Below are 15,089 nucleotides of genomic sequence, written 5' to 3'. Positions count from 1 at the left end.
CGAGGCCGGCCGGCGCCGCGAACGATCCGCGCACGACGATCTCGATGCGTCCATCCTCGGGAGGCCGCGCCTCGGCCTCGAGCACGAGGCTCGGGGCACCGGCCGCTCCGGCATCCGCCTCAGCGACAGGCGCAGCTGCACGAGACCCGGCATCCGTCACCGAATCGGCAGCACGACCTGCCAGCGCGGGCGTCCGCCCCGGCGCCACCCGTCGCGAACCTGGCGCACCCGTCGCCTCGAACGCGGCCGCGAGCCGGAGCAATGCTGTGTCCGAGTACGCGGCTCCGGCGAAGGTCAGGCCGACGGGCATGCCGATGTCGGCCATGATGCCCATCGGCACCGTCACCGTCGGGATGCCGAGGTGCCGCGGAACCAGGTTGCCGTTGGCCACCCAGGTGCCGTTGCGCCAGCCGAGATCGGCAGATGGCTCGTTCACGTCCATGTCGGCCGGGCCCACGTCGGCGACGGCCGGGAACACCACGGCGTCGAGGCCGAGCCCGGCCATCCACTCCTCGAGGTCGATGCGCCGGGTCTCTTCGAGGCCGCGGATGCCGCCCTCGAGCAGCGGGATGTCGGTGAGCTCCCCCGACGGGTGCTCCCGCGCGAAGTCGGGGTACTCGGCGATGTCGTCGTCGAAGCCCGTGTAGCGATCGGGAACGGCTCCCGGCGGCTGGGGGAAGATGCGCGCGCCGTCGACGTCGGCGACGCCGCCGATCACAGGGTCGCCGTTGGCCGCCAGGAAGTCGTCCCACGCCCAGACCGACAGGTCGACGATCTCGCGTTTCAGGTACTCGGCGCTCACGAGTCCGCGCGTGGCGATGGTGGGTGCTCCCGGCCTGTCGCCCTCGTAGTTCGACACCACCGGGAAGTCCACCTCGACGACCTCGGCCCCGGCGGCCTCGAGGTCGCGACGGGCGGCCTCCCAGAGGGTGATGACGGATGCGCGGGTCTCGATGCGCTGGCCCGTCGGGCCTCCGATCCCGCCGGCCTCGGCGGTACCGGCCTCCGGGTCGGCATTGATGTACATGCGGGGGATGCCGAGGCGGGTGCCGGCGAGGGCGGCGGCAGGCGATGACGATGGAGCGGCATCCGTTCCCCCGACCAGCCCGACGTACGACTCCGGCCTCACCTCGGACGACGCCGGAATGGCGACCCACGGCTGCGCACGCCAGAAGTCGCCGCGCGGCTCGGCATCGTCGGCCACGATCACGTCGAGCACCGCAAGGAGGTCGGCCATCGTGCGGGTGTGGGGAACGACGACGTCCATCGTGGGAACGAGCGGCCAGTTGCCGCGCACCGAGATGACGCCGCGCGAGGGCGTGTAGGCCACGAGGGCGTTGTTGGAGGCGGGCGCCCGGCCGCTCGACCAGGTCTCCTCGCCGAGCCCGAAGGCTCCGAAGCTCGCGGCAGTGGCCGTGCCCGATCCGTTCGAGGAGCCCGAGGCGAAGGCCGCGGTCAGGAACTCGGGGTTGTACGGGCTCTCGGCCCGGCCGTACACGCCGCGCTGCATGCCGCCGTTGGCCATCGGCGGCATGTTCGTCAGGCCGAGCAGCACGGCGCCCGCCGCCCGCAGCTGAGCGATCGTGAAAGCGTCATCGGTCGCCACGAGGTTCTCGAACGCCGGGGAGCCGGCTGCCACGGTGAGCCCGCGCGCCTTGTAGGAGTCCTTAGCCGTGTAGGGGATGCCGTCGAGAGGGCCGAGCGCCTCGCCGCGCGCGCGGCGCTCATCCGAAGCCCGAGCGTCGGCGAAGGCCTCGGGGTTCAGCACCGGAACGGCGTTCAACCTGATGCCCTGCCTGTCGTAGGCGGCGATGCGCTCGAGGTACGCGGCCACGAGTTCGACACTCGTGACGGCGCCAGAAGACAGAGCGGCACCGAGCTGGCCGATCGACGCCTCGACGACGTCGAACGGCACCCGCGCAGCACCCGAGGTCATCGCGCGACACCGACGGGCTGCTGCTGGGTGATGCAGTGGATGCCGCCGCCGCGCGCGAAGATCTCGCGGGCGTCGACGGTGACGACGCGGCGGCCCGGGTAGGCGCCCTCGAGGAGCGACCGGGCGCGGGAGTCGGCCTCGTCGTCACCGAAGCCGCAGGCGATCACGCCGCCGTTGACCACCACGTGGTTCACGTAGTTGTAGTCGACGAATCCCTCCTCGTCCTCCAGTTGGGCCGGCGCAGGCAGATCGATGATGGTCCACGACCGGCCCGCGGCATCCGTCGTCGTCTCGAGGAAGGCGCGCAGTTCGCGCATCACCTCGTGGTCGGGGTGCGCGGGGTTCGGCTGCTGGTGCAGCAGGATCGTTCCCGGCGACGGCATCGTGGCGATCATGTCGACGTGGCCGCGGGTGCCGAAGTCCTCGTAGTCGCGGGTGAGGCCGCGAGGCAGCCAGATGACCTTGGTCGCGCCGATGGTGCGGGCCAGCTCCTCCTCGACGCGCGCCTTGTCGGCGTAGGGGTTGCGACCGGGATCGAGCTGAACGGTCTCGGTGATGATGACGGTGCCCTCGCCGTCGACGTGGATGGCGCCGCCCTCGTTCACCAGCATCGACGAGATGACCGGTACGGATGTCTCAGCCGCGATGAAGCGCGCGATCTCGCGGTCCTTCCCCCAGGTCGCCCAGGCGGGGGCGCCCCATCCGTTGAAGATCCAGTCGACGGCACCGGGTTCGCCCTGTTCGTCGAACACGAAGGTGGGACCGAAGTCGCGCATCCAGAAGTCGTCGAGCGGGGCGACGACGATCTCGACCTCGGGCTTCAGGTGCCGTCGGGCATCCTCGACGGCCGACGGGTCGACGACCATCGTCACGGGCTCGAACTCGAGCACGGCGTGGGCGACGGAGGCCCAGGCGGCACGGGCCGCCTCGCGCTCCTCCTCGGACTCGCCGATGGTGAGCCCGGCCACGGGGAAGGCCATCCAGAGGCGGTCGTGCGGGGCGGTCTCGGGGGGCATCAACCAGGTCATGCGACGGTCTCCTCGGTCAGGGCGGGGGCAACGGATGCTGCAGCCACGGGACGACGGCTAGCGTCGCGATACGGATTCGTGCGATACCAGAGCACCGCATAGAGGCCGCCCGCCACAAGGGGTCCGGCGATGGCTGAGAAGTCAGCGCCGGCGAGAGCTGCGGCGATGGGGCCTACGTAGAGGGTGGTGTTCGCCATCAGCACGGCGATCGTGGTGGCGACGACCATCGAGATGGCGCCGGGCCAGAACACTCCGTGGCTGTACCAGAACGGACTGGTGCGACTCTCGTCGTTGAGCGCCCGACCGTCGTAGCGGTTGCGACGCACGATGATGTCGACGGCGTAGACGGCGACCAGCGGACCGAGCACGGTGACGCTCAGCTCGAGGGCCGCGCTGAAGGTGTCGAGGAAGTCGGGCGCGATGAACAGTGGGTAGGCCGTGATGGCCGTGGCGATGACTCCGGTGATCACGACGGTCCAGGCGCGCGGGATGCGGCCGAGGCGCCCGCCCAGGGCTTGGAAGTACAGGCCGGTCGAGTAGGCGCAGAGCACGTTGTTCGTGATGCTGCCGAGCACGATGACGAACAGGAAGATGGGGTAGAACCAGGCCGGAACGATGGCCGCGATGGAGATCTGCGGGTCGGTCATGTCGACCACGGATCCCGCGAAGACGCCGAGCACGGCGATGGCGACGGCCGGGACGAAGCCGCCGAGGGCGGTCCAGCCCATGACTGCCTTCTTCGACACCGACGCCGGCAGGTAGCGCGCATAGTCCGCGCCGGTTCCCCACGACAGCGGGTTGGCGGCGACGATCGCGAAACCGAGCACGAGCAGGCCCCAGTGGTCGGCGGTCGGCAGCGGGGCCGGCTCGTAGCCGTAGTCCGCCGCACCGAACACGAACACCGCGAGCAGCACGAAGCACACCGCGAGCGCAGCGGTGAAGATGGGGCTGAGGCGGATGATCGTGGCGTGCCCGTAGACGCTGATGCCGAAGCTGAGCACCGCCACCGCGGCGAGAACTCCCCACTCGGCGCCGGCGGGCAGCGGGATGTCGAGGTGGTCGAGCAGCGCCAGCGAGGCGAGCGTCGCGAAGGCGATGTTGATGATCTCGAAGAAGATCCCGATGGCCACGCCGAGCCCTGCCCCGAACACCCTGTTGCCGCGCACGCCGAACATCGAGCGCATCACGGTGACGCTCGGGGTTCCGGACGCCGGTCCGCTGATCGCGAGCCAGCCCACGGCGATCCACCACAGGTTGCCGAGCACGACGACGGCGAGCGACTCCCAGATGCCGAGGCCGAGCAGCATGAGCACGCCGCCGATGACGAAGTAGAGATAGACCACGTTGGCGCTCATCCACACCCAGAACAGCTCGCGGGGCTTGCCATGGCGCTCGTTCTCGGGGATGAAGTCGGTGCCGCGGGTCTCGATGACGCCGGCGGAGTCGACCTCGGCGAGCGGGGTGACGGATGCCGTGACGGACGCCGCGGTGGATGCCGATCCGAGGCGCGCGTCGTCTGCGGCGTCTGCCGTGGGGGCGGCATCCGCGGACCGGGGGGAAGCGTCGATGCTCATGGGTCGTGCCTCTCGAGAAGCTGCTGCCCTTCCGAACAGGAAGGGCCTCTTGCTATTGATCGTGCGATCAATAAGATTGGGGGAGACGCTACAGAGCCGGAGGCGACGATGTCAAGAGCAGTTCGACCACGGGCGGCGCGCAAGAGCCCCGAGGAGCGTGCGGCCGAGATCCGCGCGGGCGCCCACGACGTCGCCCTCGAGGGCGGGCTCTGGGCGGTGACCCTGCGCAGCGTCGCCGCTCGCGTCGGGGTGACGCCGGCGCTCGTCGCCCACTACCAGCCGAACATGGAAGTGCTGGTCGCAGACACCTTCACCGCCGTCGTCGCCGCCGAGATGGCGGAGGTCGCCGGCATCATCGAGCCCTACTCCTCCCCCACGGATCGACTCGCCGCCCTCATCCACACACTTGTCGAGACCGGCCGCGACGACGTGACGGCGGTCTGGCTCGACGGCTGGAGCCTCGGTCGGCGTAGTGCACCGCTGGCCACGGCCGTGCGCGGCCAGATGGACGCATGGCAGCACCTCGTGCTCGGCGTCGTCGAGGCCGGGTGCTCCACGGGCGAGTTCACGGCATCCGACCCCCAGACCGTCGCCTGGCACCTGCTCGGCATGGTGGACGGCCTGAGCGCGCAGGGCCTGGTGTCGTACCGCGATCCGGCTGCCCGCGGACGCCTCATCACCGACGCCCTCGAGCACGCGCTGGGGCTGCCGGCGGGGGCGCTCGCGTCGCCCGAGTCAGCGCCTGCGCCAACGCCCGCGCCAGCCCCCTGACGGTCGTACAGATGCAGGATGAGCACGATTTCGACCCCTCCCACGCATCGAAACCGCCTGGGTCCTGCAGATGAGCCTCGAAGCAGGCGGCCAGCGGATGTTCAGCGGCGCGAGCTTAGGCTTGATCAATGACTTCTGAGACCTTCGACCGCATCACCGTGTTCGGCGCTGAGTGGTGCAGCGACTGCCGTCGTTCCAAGCGCCTCCTTGACGGCCTCGGCGTGCAGTACGACTACGTCGATCTCGAGACCGTCGAAGACGGCGCCGACCGCGCCAAGGCCATCAGCGGGCGCACCCAGATTCCCGTGGTCGTCTTCCCCGACGGCGATCACTACGTGGAGCCGACGGATGCCGCTCTGCGCTCCAAGCTCGAGACAGTCGCCGCGTAGGTCCACCCGCCGCGTTGCAGGGCCCACCCCCTGAGCGCCGCCGCGGTCTCCGGCCGAGGCGCCGGGCGAGGCGCCTCAGGCGGCAGGTCCGCGCTGCCCTCAGCGATCACCGAGTCTTGACCTCACTTGCCCGCCCTCACGCGGCGGCCGATTCCGGCAGGCTGAACCTCGCCTTGCCGCCGAGCCGCGGCACCTGCTGGGGGTCGACATGGGGTGGTGGGATGAACCACACCTCCGTCGGGGTGCCGCGGATGCGCCAGCCGTCGCGGTGGATCATGTGGTGGCAGAAGCTGCACAGCAGTACCCCGTTGGTGATGTCGGTCCGGCCGTGATGTCGTCTCCACCAGCGGATGTGGTGGGCGTGGGTGTAGCTGATGTTCTGCCCGCAGCTGGCACAGCCGCCGTCCCGTTCGTGCAGGGCGAGCCGTTGCGCCTTGCTGAACAGTCGTGCTGTGCGGCCGACGTCGAGCGGGATGCTGTCGGTGCCGAGGACCATCGGGATGAGGTCGGCGGATGCGGCCATGCGCCGGATGGTTCCGGCTGAGACGGGCTGGTCGATGCCGTCGATGCTGCCCAGCCCGAGCCCGGTGCGCAGAGCGTCAAGGTCGATGCGGGTGATCGTGGTGACTGAGGCGAGCGAGGGTGTGGGTGCAGCCGAGCACGTGACGCACGATCTCGACCAGCGCGTCGGCCTGACGCTGCGGGATGGTGCGGTCGTCGTCGACCACCGTTCAGGGTCGGTGGTGGGGCTCGACACCGGCTGCAGCCTCCGACGATCCGGTGGAACCATCGGTGCCGGTGCCAGTGCCGGTGCCGGTGCCGGTGCCCTTCGAGCGCAGTCCGTCGGACACCAGAGCCTCGATGGCTGCCTTCACAAGCGCCGCCGATTCCGGGTCGAGGTGAGCGGTGAGCTCGGTCATGCCGTTGCGGTTCTCTCGGATGGTGAGCGATCGACCCTGCCAGCGCTCCTCATCCCGCGGTTCGGCACCGTCAGGGTCGAGACGCGCCTCCGCCTGCTTGATGACCCGCAGGAGCAGGCTCAACGGCAGGTCGGCGGCCCGCTCGGCGAGGATCTTCTCGATGCCCTCGGCGAGGGCGGCGTCCGCTCGCGGTGCCACCCGGTCGAGCATCGCGGTGATCGCTCCGGCCGCATCGACACTGATCACGCCGGCCTCCAGCGCGGCGGCGACGTGTGAATACCGAGCCGGCCGGCTGGCGCCGCTGAAGTCCTGGCGGGATGCCGTCGCCGCACCCACGGCGAGTAACCGGGCGGCCTCGCCCGCACTGCCCCCGGTCGACGAAGCGAGCAGACGCGTCGGCGTGGAGAAGCCGTTCTTCTTCGCCAACCCTTCGGTGCCGAACTCGGGACCCGAGCGCCGGCCGACCTCCGCAGCCACCCGCACCAGGAGCGCGTCGGCATCGCGTCGGAGTCGGGCGACGGCATCCGTCACCGAGACCAACCCTGGATCGCTCATCAGCTCGATCTCGCCCTGAGCACCGAACGGCAGCACACCGAACTCGGGAAGCGCCGCCGCCCACACGGCGGCCAGCGCTGCAACATCCTGTTGCAACGGGGCCAACGGAGCCGGGAATTCCATACCCTGATACTCGCAGCACCCACCGACACTGAACGCGAGTTTTTCACCGGTTGATCAGGATCTTTTACAGAATTTCATGTGGAGAAAGAAGACACGACAGCGAGCTGGGGAGGAGTGCCGAAATCCCCTCAGCCCTCAACCCCCACGTACACCCACGCCTGCGTCCCCGACGCCAACGTCACCGCGACCCGCACGTAGTCGGCCACCTCGTAGGCATCAGCCGCCGCGAGCTGCTCTGACGTGAGCTCCAGCACCGAACCGGCCACGCTGTCAGCGGGGTCATCCGTACGCTCCAGGATCGGATGCTCGTCGGAGCCGCTCAGGGCGATGACGTGTGGGTCCGTGATCTTCACCATCCCGAGTCGGAACCCCGGCAGCGAGTCGTCGCGCGTCGGCAGCTCGGCGCCGAATGTGCCGCGCTGCACCGAGGCGAGCCGCAGCGTCCCGTAGGAGAACAGGCGCTCCACCCTCTCGCTCGCCGAGCCCCGGGCGGAGTCCGCGGGCGATCCGCCGCTCGAGCTCACGCGCCGAGCTTCGCCACGATGGTCTCGATGCGACGCTGGCGGGTGGCATCCGTCTTCGCCGACTCGACGTTCACCACGTGCGCCTTCTTGGCGCTCGGCGACAGCTTGTCGAAGGCGGCCTGCACCTCGGCGGATGCGGCGAGCGCCGCCGCCAGGTCGTCGGGCACCTCGGTGATGCGCGGCTCGGTGTCGAGGGTGAGCTCCACCTCGATCGGGTCGCCGCCCTGGATGCCCGTCGCCGCGCGCTTGTCGGAGCTGAAAGCGATGAGGTACTTCCCGCCCATCGGCGCAACGGTGCTGCGGTACTGGTAGCCGTTCACCGTCACGTTCACCGGCGGGCGCTTGCCGCCACCCAGAGCCTCGATGACCTCTTCCGGTACCGGGATGCCCGTGTTGTTGCCGACCTGGGACATGTTCGTCGAGAAATGCATGCCTCGATTATGGTCGCGTCAGGTCGTCGGCGGCGAGGCCTCGTCGTCATCCGCCGCGGCCTTCGCTGCGTCTTCCTTCTTGTACATCTCGGCGAATGAGACGGCGAGTGCGGTTCCGATCCCGATGCCGATCGCGATCCCGATCCCCACGTTCCCCATGGCGACTCCGAGGCCTGCCCCCAGGGCGATCCCGATGGCGATCCCCAGCGCCCAGCCGCGCGTGGTCGGATCCTTCGAGTCGAACGCAGCCTTCTTCGTGTCAGCCATACCTTCACGGTAGGCGGATGCCGCACGGCGATGCATCCGTCGACCGGGCGAACTCGCTCCCCCACGAGGTGGAGTCCTCGGCTCGGCGATCGCCTCGCATCACATCGCCTCGCATCGCATCGCATCGCATCGCGCGGAATAGCGGCGCACCGACGCCGGTTGGCATTGGAGATGACTGCACCACTCCGCCTCTCGGTTCTCGACCTCATTCCCGTGCGCAGCGGGCAGACCAGCTCCCAGGCGATGACAGCCTCGGTCGGCCTCGCCCAGCTCGCCGACACCCTCGGCTACACGCGCTACTGGTACGCAGAGCACCACAACATGCCCTCGGTGGCCTCGACGACCCCGCCCGTGCTCATCGCGGCGACGGCGGCGAAGACCGAGCGCATCCGGGTGGGATCGGGCGGCGTCATGCTGCCCAACCACGCTCCTCTCGTCGTCGCGGAGCAGTTCGCAGCGCTCGAGGCGCTCGCCCCCGGACGCATCGACCTCGGCATCGGGCGCGCCCCCGGCAGCGACCCCGTCATCACGCAGCTGCTGCGCATCAGCGGCCCCACGGCAGACGTCGACCGCTTCCCCGATCACATCGCCGACATCCAGGCGCTCATCCACCCCGGTGGAGCCGCCCTCCGCATGACGAGCGGGAGCGAGTACACGGTGCACGCGACGCCTGCAGCCGCCAGCGTACCCACCATCTGGCTGCTCGGCTCGAGCGACTACTCGGCCCGCCTCGCCGCGAGCCACGGCCTGCCGTACGTGTTCGCGTACCACTTCTCGGGCGACGGCATCGAGGCCGCCCTCGAGCTCTACCGCAGCAACTACACGCCGAGCGCCGAGCATCCGGAGCCGCAGACCTTCCTCACGCTCAACGTCTCTGTCGCCCCGACCGCCGAGGAGGCCCGCCGCCGCGCGCTGCCGCAGATGCGCGCGATGGCCCGGCTGCGCACAGGCCGCCCGCTCAGCGTGCTCGAGACCGTCGAGGACTCGGAGAACTCCGGTCGCGACACGGCGACCGACGAGCTCGTCGCCGCCATGGAGAAGCGCTGGGTCATCGGGGCTCCGGATGCCGCAGGCCAGGCCATCCGGCAGCTCGCATCGCGCTACGGAGTCGACGAGGTCATGGTGTCGCCCATCAGCGGCGCCTTCGCGAGCGACCCCCTCGACGCGACGCCGGGCCGCGCGCAGACCTTGGAGCTGCTGGCGGGCGAGCTGCTGTAGCGCAGGTCCCCCGCTCGCTGAGACCCACGCGCTTCGTCCGCCGAACCACTCGGCGGGGTCTGGATGCTCTGGCGGAGGTTCCTGCACCCGCCGAAGCACCTGAACCCCGCCAGGTCAGCGACCGGCCCGCCCAAACGCGGAAGCTGCGGGTCAGGACCTTCCCTGACCCGCAGCTTCCGCGGTTTCGGCGACGCATGCCGACCTGCGTCGCTCTCGAGCCCCGCTACAGCACCGGGTGATTCGAGCGGATGGTGTTGCTCGGGTCGTAGACCACCTTGATGGCGCGCAGCCGGTCGACGTCGGCTCCCCAGATGGCCCGGGGCTCCTGGGCCCCCTCGGCGAAGTTCTGGTAGAGCACCGCGGAGCGCCAGGGAAGGAGCGCCGCCGCCAGACGGTCGACGGATGCAGCCGCTGCAGCTCCCATCTCCGGCGTCGCGGCGATGCCCGCACCGAACACGAGGAACTCGGAGTCGAGGTGCGATACGGCACCGGCTCCCAGCGGAGACCTGCCCGCCGCCCCACCCACGTGACGGATCTCGGCCGACAGCAGCGCCGAGCCCGATCCGGCTCCGGCCGCAGCGACGAACGCCTCGACAGCGCCGGCCGTGAGCTCGGCCAGCGCGAAGCCGTCGCCGACTCCGGGAACCGGACCCTGCGGGTCCATGTGCAACTGGTCCAGCTCCGACATCGGGGTGGGGTGGAACGTGTCGATCACCGGGTCGAGGTCGCGCAGCGGTGCGAGCACGGCATCGGCGTCGACCGGGGGTGCCTGCAGAGCGGCCTCGATGACGACGTAGCTCTGCCCGCGCAGGAAGTCCGGGAGCTCGGGCAGTGGCGGGAACTGCAGGATGCGGCCGACGCTGGTGACCTGCTCTGGCACGTCGGCTGTCCACTCACGCCAGGCCTGGAGCACCCGGCTCGCCTCGGCGAGCGGGAAGAAGAGCGTTCCGGCGTAGACCTCGGTCATCGGGAACAGGCGGATCTCGATCGCCGAGACGATGCCGAAGTTGCCGCTTCCGCCCCGCACGGCCCAGAACAGCTCGGGCTCGTGGTCGGCGTCGATGCGGCGCAGCAGGCCATCGGCCGTCACGATCTCGATGGCGGTGATGGAGTTGACGGCGAGGCCGTGCGAGCGGGCGAGCCAGCTCACGCCGCCGCCGAGCAGGTAGCCGGCAATGCCGACGTCGGGGCTCGACCCGGCGAGAGCGGCGAGCCCGAAGGCCGCGGCCGGCGTTGTGACGTCGGCCCAGAGGGCGCCGGATTCGCAGCGCGCGATGCGGGACTCCGGCACGATGCTCACGCCGCGGAGCGAGCTGGTGCGCAGCAGGACGGTGCCGGCGAGTCCGTCGGGACCGCCCAGCGGCGCGGCATTGTGCCCGGTGCTCTGCGGCGCGACACTCAGGCCGAGCTCGCGCGCGGCGTTGATCGTCAGCACGACGTCGTGGGCGCTGCCGGCGATGACGACAGCGGCTGGACGCTGGTCGACGGCGAGGTTCCACGCCGTGCGAGCGGCATCCCAGTCGGCATCCGCCGGGAGGTGCAGCGAGCCGTCGAGGGCGTCGCGCAGGGCGAGGAGTTCCCGGACCGGGCTGGTGGATGCGACGGGCGCGGCGATCGACTCGGCGACGGGGATGGTGCCGGCGTTCGTGGCGATCGCGGTGGGCGCAGGGGTGTTCACTGATGTTTCCTTTCGGGTGAGGTGCTCCTCGGGTGGAGCTGCTCCATCACGGAGCGGATGCCTCAACACGATCGGCGGGGCCTGAGGCCCCTCGTCCGCCGCACGAGGCGCGAGCTCCATCGAACACCCGCGGCGTCGAGCGCCCATCGGAGCGCACCCGGCACTCTCGTCGGGGCATGCCCGCAGATCGCGTACCGCATCGGCTGCCTGATCGTCGCCGCGCCCGACCAGCCCACCCCGCCTACAGCAGCAGGATGCCGCGCACGATCGCGGCCGCGCTGCCGACGGCGGCCAACCCGATGACCAGCGTGCGGCCGAGGCCGTCGCTCACCCGCGGCGCCAGTACCTGACCGATGAGGATGCCGACCCCGAGGGAGATCACTGCCGCCAGCCAGAGCCATCCGTCTATCGCCGGAACACCCTTCACACCGACGGCAACGAGATTGGTCACGAGCAGGAATGCCTGTCCGGTGCCGAGGAACACCTGGCGGGGCCAGCGGTCGCTGAACGCGTGCACGGCGAGGGCCGGTCCGCCGACGCCGGCCGTCGCGCTCATGAAGCCCGAGAGTCCGCCAGCGACGACGGCTCCTCGGCGGCCCGGCAGCACCCGTGCCGACTGGCTGAACGCCACGGTGGCTATGGCGAGCAGCGCGATCGATCCGACCAGGATCATGAGCGGCGCCGTCGGGACCACCCGGGTCACGGCGACGCCGACCGGAATCGCCACCAGAGCCGGCAGCGTGAGCAGCAGCGCCCGCTTCCAGTCGACGAAACGCCAGGCGCTCGCAAGCACCACGACGCAGAGCACAGCCGAGAGCACGTTGCCCATTGAGACTCCGGCGACTGGGCCGACGGATGCCACCAGGAGCGGTGCGGCCACGAGCGCGAAGCCCAGCCCGGTGATGCGCTGGGCCGCTGCTCCGACGAGCACGGACGCACAGGTCAGCACGGTGACGACGATGGCAGACATGGTGGTGGGCATTCGGTCGAGCGGAGGGGACGGACGAGCGTAACCCGCGGCATCCGTTCGCGCCGAATCGGCGCATCGGCGCATCGGCGCATCGGCGCATCGGCGCATCGGCGCATCGGCGCATCGGCGCATCGGCGCATCGGCGCATCGGCGCATCGGCGCATCTGGCGCATCTGGCGCACAATTCAGGCAGGATCGGCCTTCGCGCGGCGTTTCGTGACGAACACGCCGTGGGCACGCCGATCCCGCCTGAATCGTGCGCCCGGCAGAGATGAGGAAAGCCCCCGCCCGGCGAACCGGATGGGGGCTGTCTCGTGCTGCGGACGTCGCGGGCTGTGCTTACAGAGCGGCGAGCTCGCGGAGCAGCTCGTCGCCGGGGCGCGTGTCGACGAAGTCGGCCGAGATCTCGGCGCGCTCGAGCAACTCGCTCATGCGACGCTGACGCTGACGCGGGATGAGCGTGACGACGGTGCCCTGCTTGCCGGCGCGGCCGGTGCGGCCGGAGCGGTGCAGATACGTCTTGTACTCGTCGGGCGCGTCGGCCTGGATGACCAGGTCGATGTCGTCGACGTGGATGCCGCGGGCTGCGACATCCGTCGCAACGAGAACGCTGACGCGACCTGAGGTGAGCTGGGCCAGGTTGCGCGTGCGGCGGCCCTGGTTGAGGTCACCGTGCAGCGAGACGGCGGGGATGCCGGCGTCGTCGAGGAGGTCGGCGAGCTGCTCGGCGAAGGCGCGGGTGCGGGCGAAGACCAGGGTCTTGCCGTTGCGGTCGGCGAGCTGCTCGATGATGGCGGCCTTGTCGCGGTGCTCGATGACGAGAACGCGGTGGTCGATCGTCGAGGAGGCCTGGTCTTCACCGGCGACCTCGTGCACGGCCGGGTTCACGAGGAACTCGTTGACGAGCGTGGCGACGCCCTTGTCGAGGGTGGCCGAGAACAGCAGCTTCTGGCCGCCGTCCTTGGTGTGACGGAGGATGCGCTGCACGGGCTCGAGGAAGCCGAGGTCGCACATGTGGTCGGCCTCGTCGAGAACCGTGATGGCGACCTCGCTGAGGTCGAGACGACCCTGCTCGATCAGATCCTCGATGCGACCGGGGGTGCCGATCACGATGTCGACGCCGCGCTGGAGGGCACCGACCTGCTTGTACTGCGGCACGCCGCCGTAGATCTGCGTGGTGAACAGGCCGACGCTCTGGGCGATGGGCTGGACCGTGCGGTCGATCTGCAGGGCGAGCTCACGCGTCGGGGCGAGGATGAGTGCGCGGGGCTTACGGCCGATCTGGCGCTTTCCGCCGGACTTGCCGCTCTGCGCCCACTGCTTCATGAGCAGCTCGACGGTGGGAGCCGCGAAGGCGATGGTCTTTCCGGAGCCGGTCTTGCCACGGCCGAGAACGTCGCGCCCCTCGAGCACGACCGGGATGGTCGCGGCCTGGATCGGGAACGGGCTGGCAGCGCCGAGAGCGGTAAGGGCTGCGACGATGTTGCCGCCGAGGCCCAGGTCGCCGAAGCTCACGCCGTCCACATCCGTCGCCTCGATGGCCTGGGCCTCGAGACGCTCGAGCACGACGTCGTCCTCGGGGGTGAAGTGCCCCTTCTGGTCGCCGTGGACGCGGCCTGCGCCCTTGTGCTCGCGCGACGGGTAGAACTTGCTGTCGCTGCGGTCCGATGCCTTGAAGCCGGGACGCTCGTAGGAGCCGCCACGGTCGTCGCGACGCGGGGGACGCTCGCTGGCGTTGTATGCGGGGCGATCCGAGCGCTGGGCGCGGTCGTTGTAGGCAGGGCGGTCGCTGCGGTCGGCGCGCGGTGCGCGCTCCTCGCGGGGGCGGTCGCCGTAGCCGGACTCGCGCTTGCCGTAGGCGGGGCGGTCGCCGCGCTGCGGTCGGTCGCTGTTGTACGAGGGACGGTCGTTTCCGTAGGACGGACGGGCGTTGCGGTCGCCGGAGGCGGGCCGCTCGGTGCGCGCGTTGCGGTCACCGTACGCGGGACGCTCGGACCGAGCACCGCGGTCGTTGCGGTCACCGTAGGCAGGGCGCTCGGAGCGCTGGCCGTACGCGGGACGGTCGGAGCGAGCACCGCGGTCGTTGCGGTCACCGTAGGCAGGGCGCTCTGAGCGCTGGCCGTACGCGGGGCGCTCGCTGCGCTCTCCGCGCTGCGGGCGGTCGTTGTTGTAGGAGGGTCGGTCGCCGCGAGGAGCACGGTCGCCGTAGGCGGGACGCTCGGTGCGGTCGCCGCGGGGAGCGCGGTCGTTGCGGTCACCGTAGGCAGGGCGCTCTGAGCGCTGGCCGTACGCGGGGCGCTCGCTGCGCTCTCCGCGCTGCGGGCGGTCGTTGCCGTAGGAGGGGCGGTCGTTGCCGTAGGAGGGGCGGTCGTTGCCGTAGGAGCGACGGTCGCCGCCACCGGATGCCGCACGCTCGGCGCGCTCGTCGGCGTTCCAGCGCGCCTTCTTGGCGGGGGCTTCCGACTCCGGCTTGTAGCCGCGGTGTCCGGGGCTGCGCGAGCCGGACTTGGGTCCGCTCTTGCCGCTCCGGGCGTAGGGATCGAAGTTCTTGGCGGGTCGACCGCCGGCGGGCTTCTTGTTGTTGGGCATAGCTCATTCCTGGGTTGTTCTCGCGTACATGGCAGAACAGCGGTGCGCACAGATCAGCGCAGCGCAACTGAGAACCCGGAATCTTCGTCGCCCGGGGCCGTTCACATACAGTGTGA

At 70.4% G+C, this 15,089-nt stretch carries 13 protein-coding genes and 1 pseudogene; 3 read left to right on the top strand and 11 right to left on the bottom strand.

Annotation, left to right across the window (positions count from 1 at the left end):
• Positions 1–181: 181 nt before the first annotated feature.
• The 3 genes and pseudogenes from AADV74_RS14660 to AADV74_RS14650 all read right to left on the bottom strand — a co-directional run.
• A pseudogene (locus tag AADV74_RS14660) lies at positions 182–1,936 on the bottom strand (amidase); the annotation flags it as partial.
• The gene (locus AADV74_RS14655) at positions 1,933–2,964 is read right to left on the bottom strand and encodes an agmatine deiminase family protein (protein ID WP_342115402.1); all 1,032 of its coding nucleotides are present in this window, start codon (positions 2,962–2,964) and stop codon (positions 1,933–1,935) included. The gene AADV74_RS14655 and the pseudogene AADV74_RS14660, both read right to left, overlap by 4 nt.
• Complete coding sequence (locus tag AADV74_RS14650; RefSeq protein ID WP_342115400.1) at positions 2,961–4,538, bottom strand: purine-cytosine permease family protein; 1,578 nt, start codon at positions 4,536–4,538, stop codon at positions 2,961–2,963. Before AADV74_RS14650 ends, AADV74_RS14655 begins: the two co-directional genes overlap by 4 nt.
• Before the next feature lie 108 nt (positions 4,539–4,646).
• Here AADV74_RS14650 and AADV74_RS14645 point away from each other — a divergent pair, with 108 nt between their 5' ends.
• Together AADV74_RS14645 and AADV74_RS14640 are read left to right on the top strand one after the other, a co-directional pair.
• The gene (locus AADV74_RS14645) at positions 4,647–5,309 is read left to right on the top strand and encodes a TetR/AcrR family transcriptional regulator (protein ID WP_342115397.1); all 663 of its coding nucleotides are present in this window, start codon (positions 4,647–4,649) and stop codon (positions 5,307–5,309) included.
• A gap of 128 nt (positions 5,310–5,437) precedes the next feature.
• Complete coding sequence (locus tag AADV74_RS14640; protein ID WP_342115395.1) at positions 5,438–5,698, top strand: glutaredoxin family protein; 261 nt, start codon at positions 5,438–5,440, stop codon at positions 5,696–5,698.
• Positions 5,699–5,834: 136 nt separating this feature from the next.
• Here the strand turns inward: AADV74_RS14640 and AADV74_RS14635 are convergent, their stop codons facing one another.
• From AADV74_RS14635 to AADV74_RS14615, 5 genes are all read right to left on the bottom strand, one after another.
• Positions 5,835–6,455, bottom strand: a complete 621-nt coding sequence (locus AADV74_RS14635; RefSeq protein ID WP_342115393.1) for a DUF222 domain-containing protein — start codon at positions 6,453–6,455, stop codon at positions 5,835–5,837.
• On the bottom strand, positions 6,430–7,296 hold the full coding sequence (locus AADV74_RS14630; protein WP_342115391.1) for a DUF222 domain-containing protein: 867 nt from the start codon (positions 7,294–7,296) through the stop codon (positions 6,430–6,432). Before AADV74_RS14630 ends, AADV74_RS14635 begins: the two co-directional genes overlap by 26 nt.
• Positions 7,297–7,424: 128 nt before the next feature.
• Entirely contained in the window at positions 7,425–7,820 is a 396-nt protein-coding gene (locus AADV74_RS14625; protein ID WP_342115389.1) for a gamma-glutamylcyclotransferase family protein, read from the bottom strand.
• Positions 7,817–8,251: a YdeI/OmpD-associated family protein gene (locus tag AADV74_RS14620; protein ID WP_342115387.1), complete on the bottom strand. Its 435-nt coding sequence runs from the start codon at positions 8,249–8,251 to the stop codon at positions 7,817–7,819. The genes AADV74_RS14625 and AADV74_RS14620 overlap by 4 nt, the downstream gene beginning before the upstream one ends.
• Positions 8,252–8,269: 18 nt before the next feature.
• A complete protein-coding gene (locus AADV74_RS14615; RefSeq protein ID WP_342115385.1) occupies positions 8,270–8,518 on the bottom strand; it encodes a glycine zipper domain-containing protein in 249 nt (82 codons plus the stop codon).
• 171 nt (positions 8,519–8,689) lie between these two features.
• On the opposite strand from AADV74_RS14615, the gene AADV74_RS14610 reads away from it, so the two are divergent.
• Positions 8,690–9,736 (top strand): LLM class flavin-dependent oxidoreductase, encoded by a 1,047-nt coding sequence (locus tag AADV74_RS14610; RefSeq protein ID WP_342115383.1) that lies wholly within the window; start codon positions 8,690–8,692, stop codon positions 9,734–9,736.
• Between the two features lie 223 nt (positions 9,737–9,959).
• Here the strand turns inward: AADV74_RS14610 and AADV74_RS14605 are convergent, their stop codons facing one another.
• From AADV74_RS14605 to AADV74_RS14595, 3 genes are all read right to left on the bottom strand, one after another.
• The gene (locus AADV74_RS14605) at positions 9,960–11,414 is read right to left on the bottom strand and encodes an FAD-binding oxidoreductase (RefSeq protein WP_342115381.1); all 1,455 of its coding nucleotides are present in this window, start codon (positions 11,412–11,414) and stop codon (positions 9,960–9,962) included.
• A gap of 241 nt (positions 11,415–11,655) precedes the next feature.
• The gene (locus tag AADV74_RS14600; RefSeq protein ID WP_342115379.1) at positions 11,656–12,396 is read right to left on the bottom strand and encodes a sulfite exporter TauE/SafE family protein; all 741 of its coding nucleotides are present in this window, start codon (positions 12,394–12,396) and stop codon (positions 11,656–11,658) included.
• 327 nt (positions 12,397–12,723) lie between these two features.
• Positions 12,724–14,973, bottom strand: a complete 2,250-nt coding sequence (locus AADV74_RS14595; protein WP_342115377.1) for a DEAD/DEAH box helicase — start codon at positions 14,971–14,973, stop codon at positions 12,724–12,726.
• Positions 14,974–15,089: the final 116 nt, after the last annotated feature.

It is taken from the genome of Leifsonia stereocauli, from assembly GCF_038432415.1.
Classification (GTDB): Bacteria; Actinomycetota; Actinomycetes; order Actinomycetales; family Microbacteriaceae; genus Orlajensenia; species Orlajensenia stereocauli.
The sequence above is the reverse complement of the archived record's forward strand: the minus strand, read 5'-3'. Positions and strand labels throughout refer to the sequence as shown.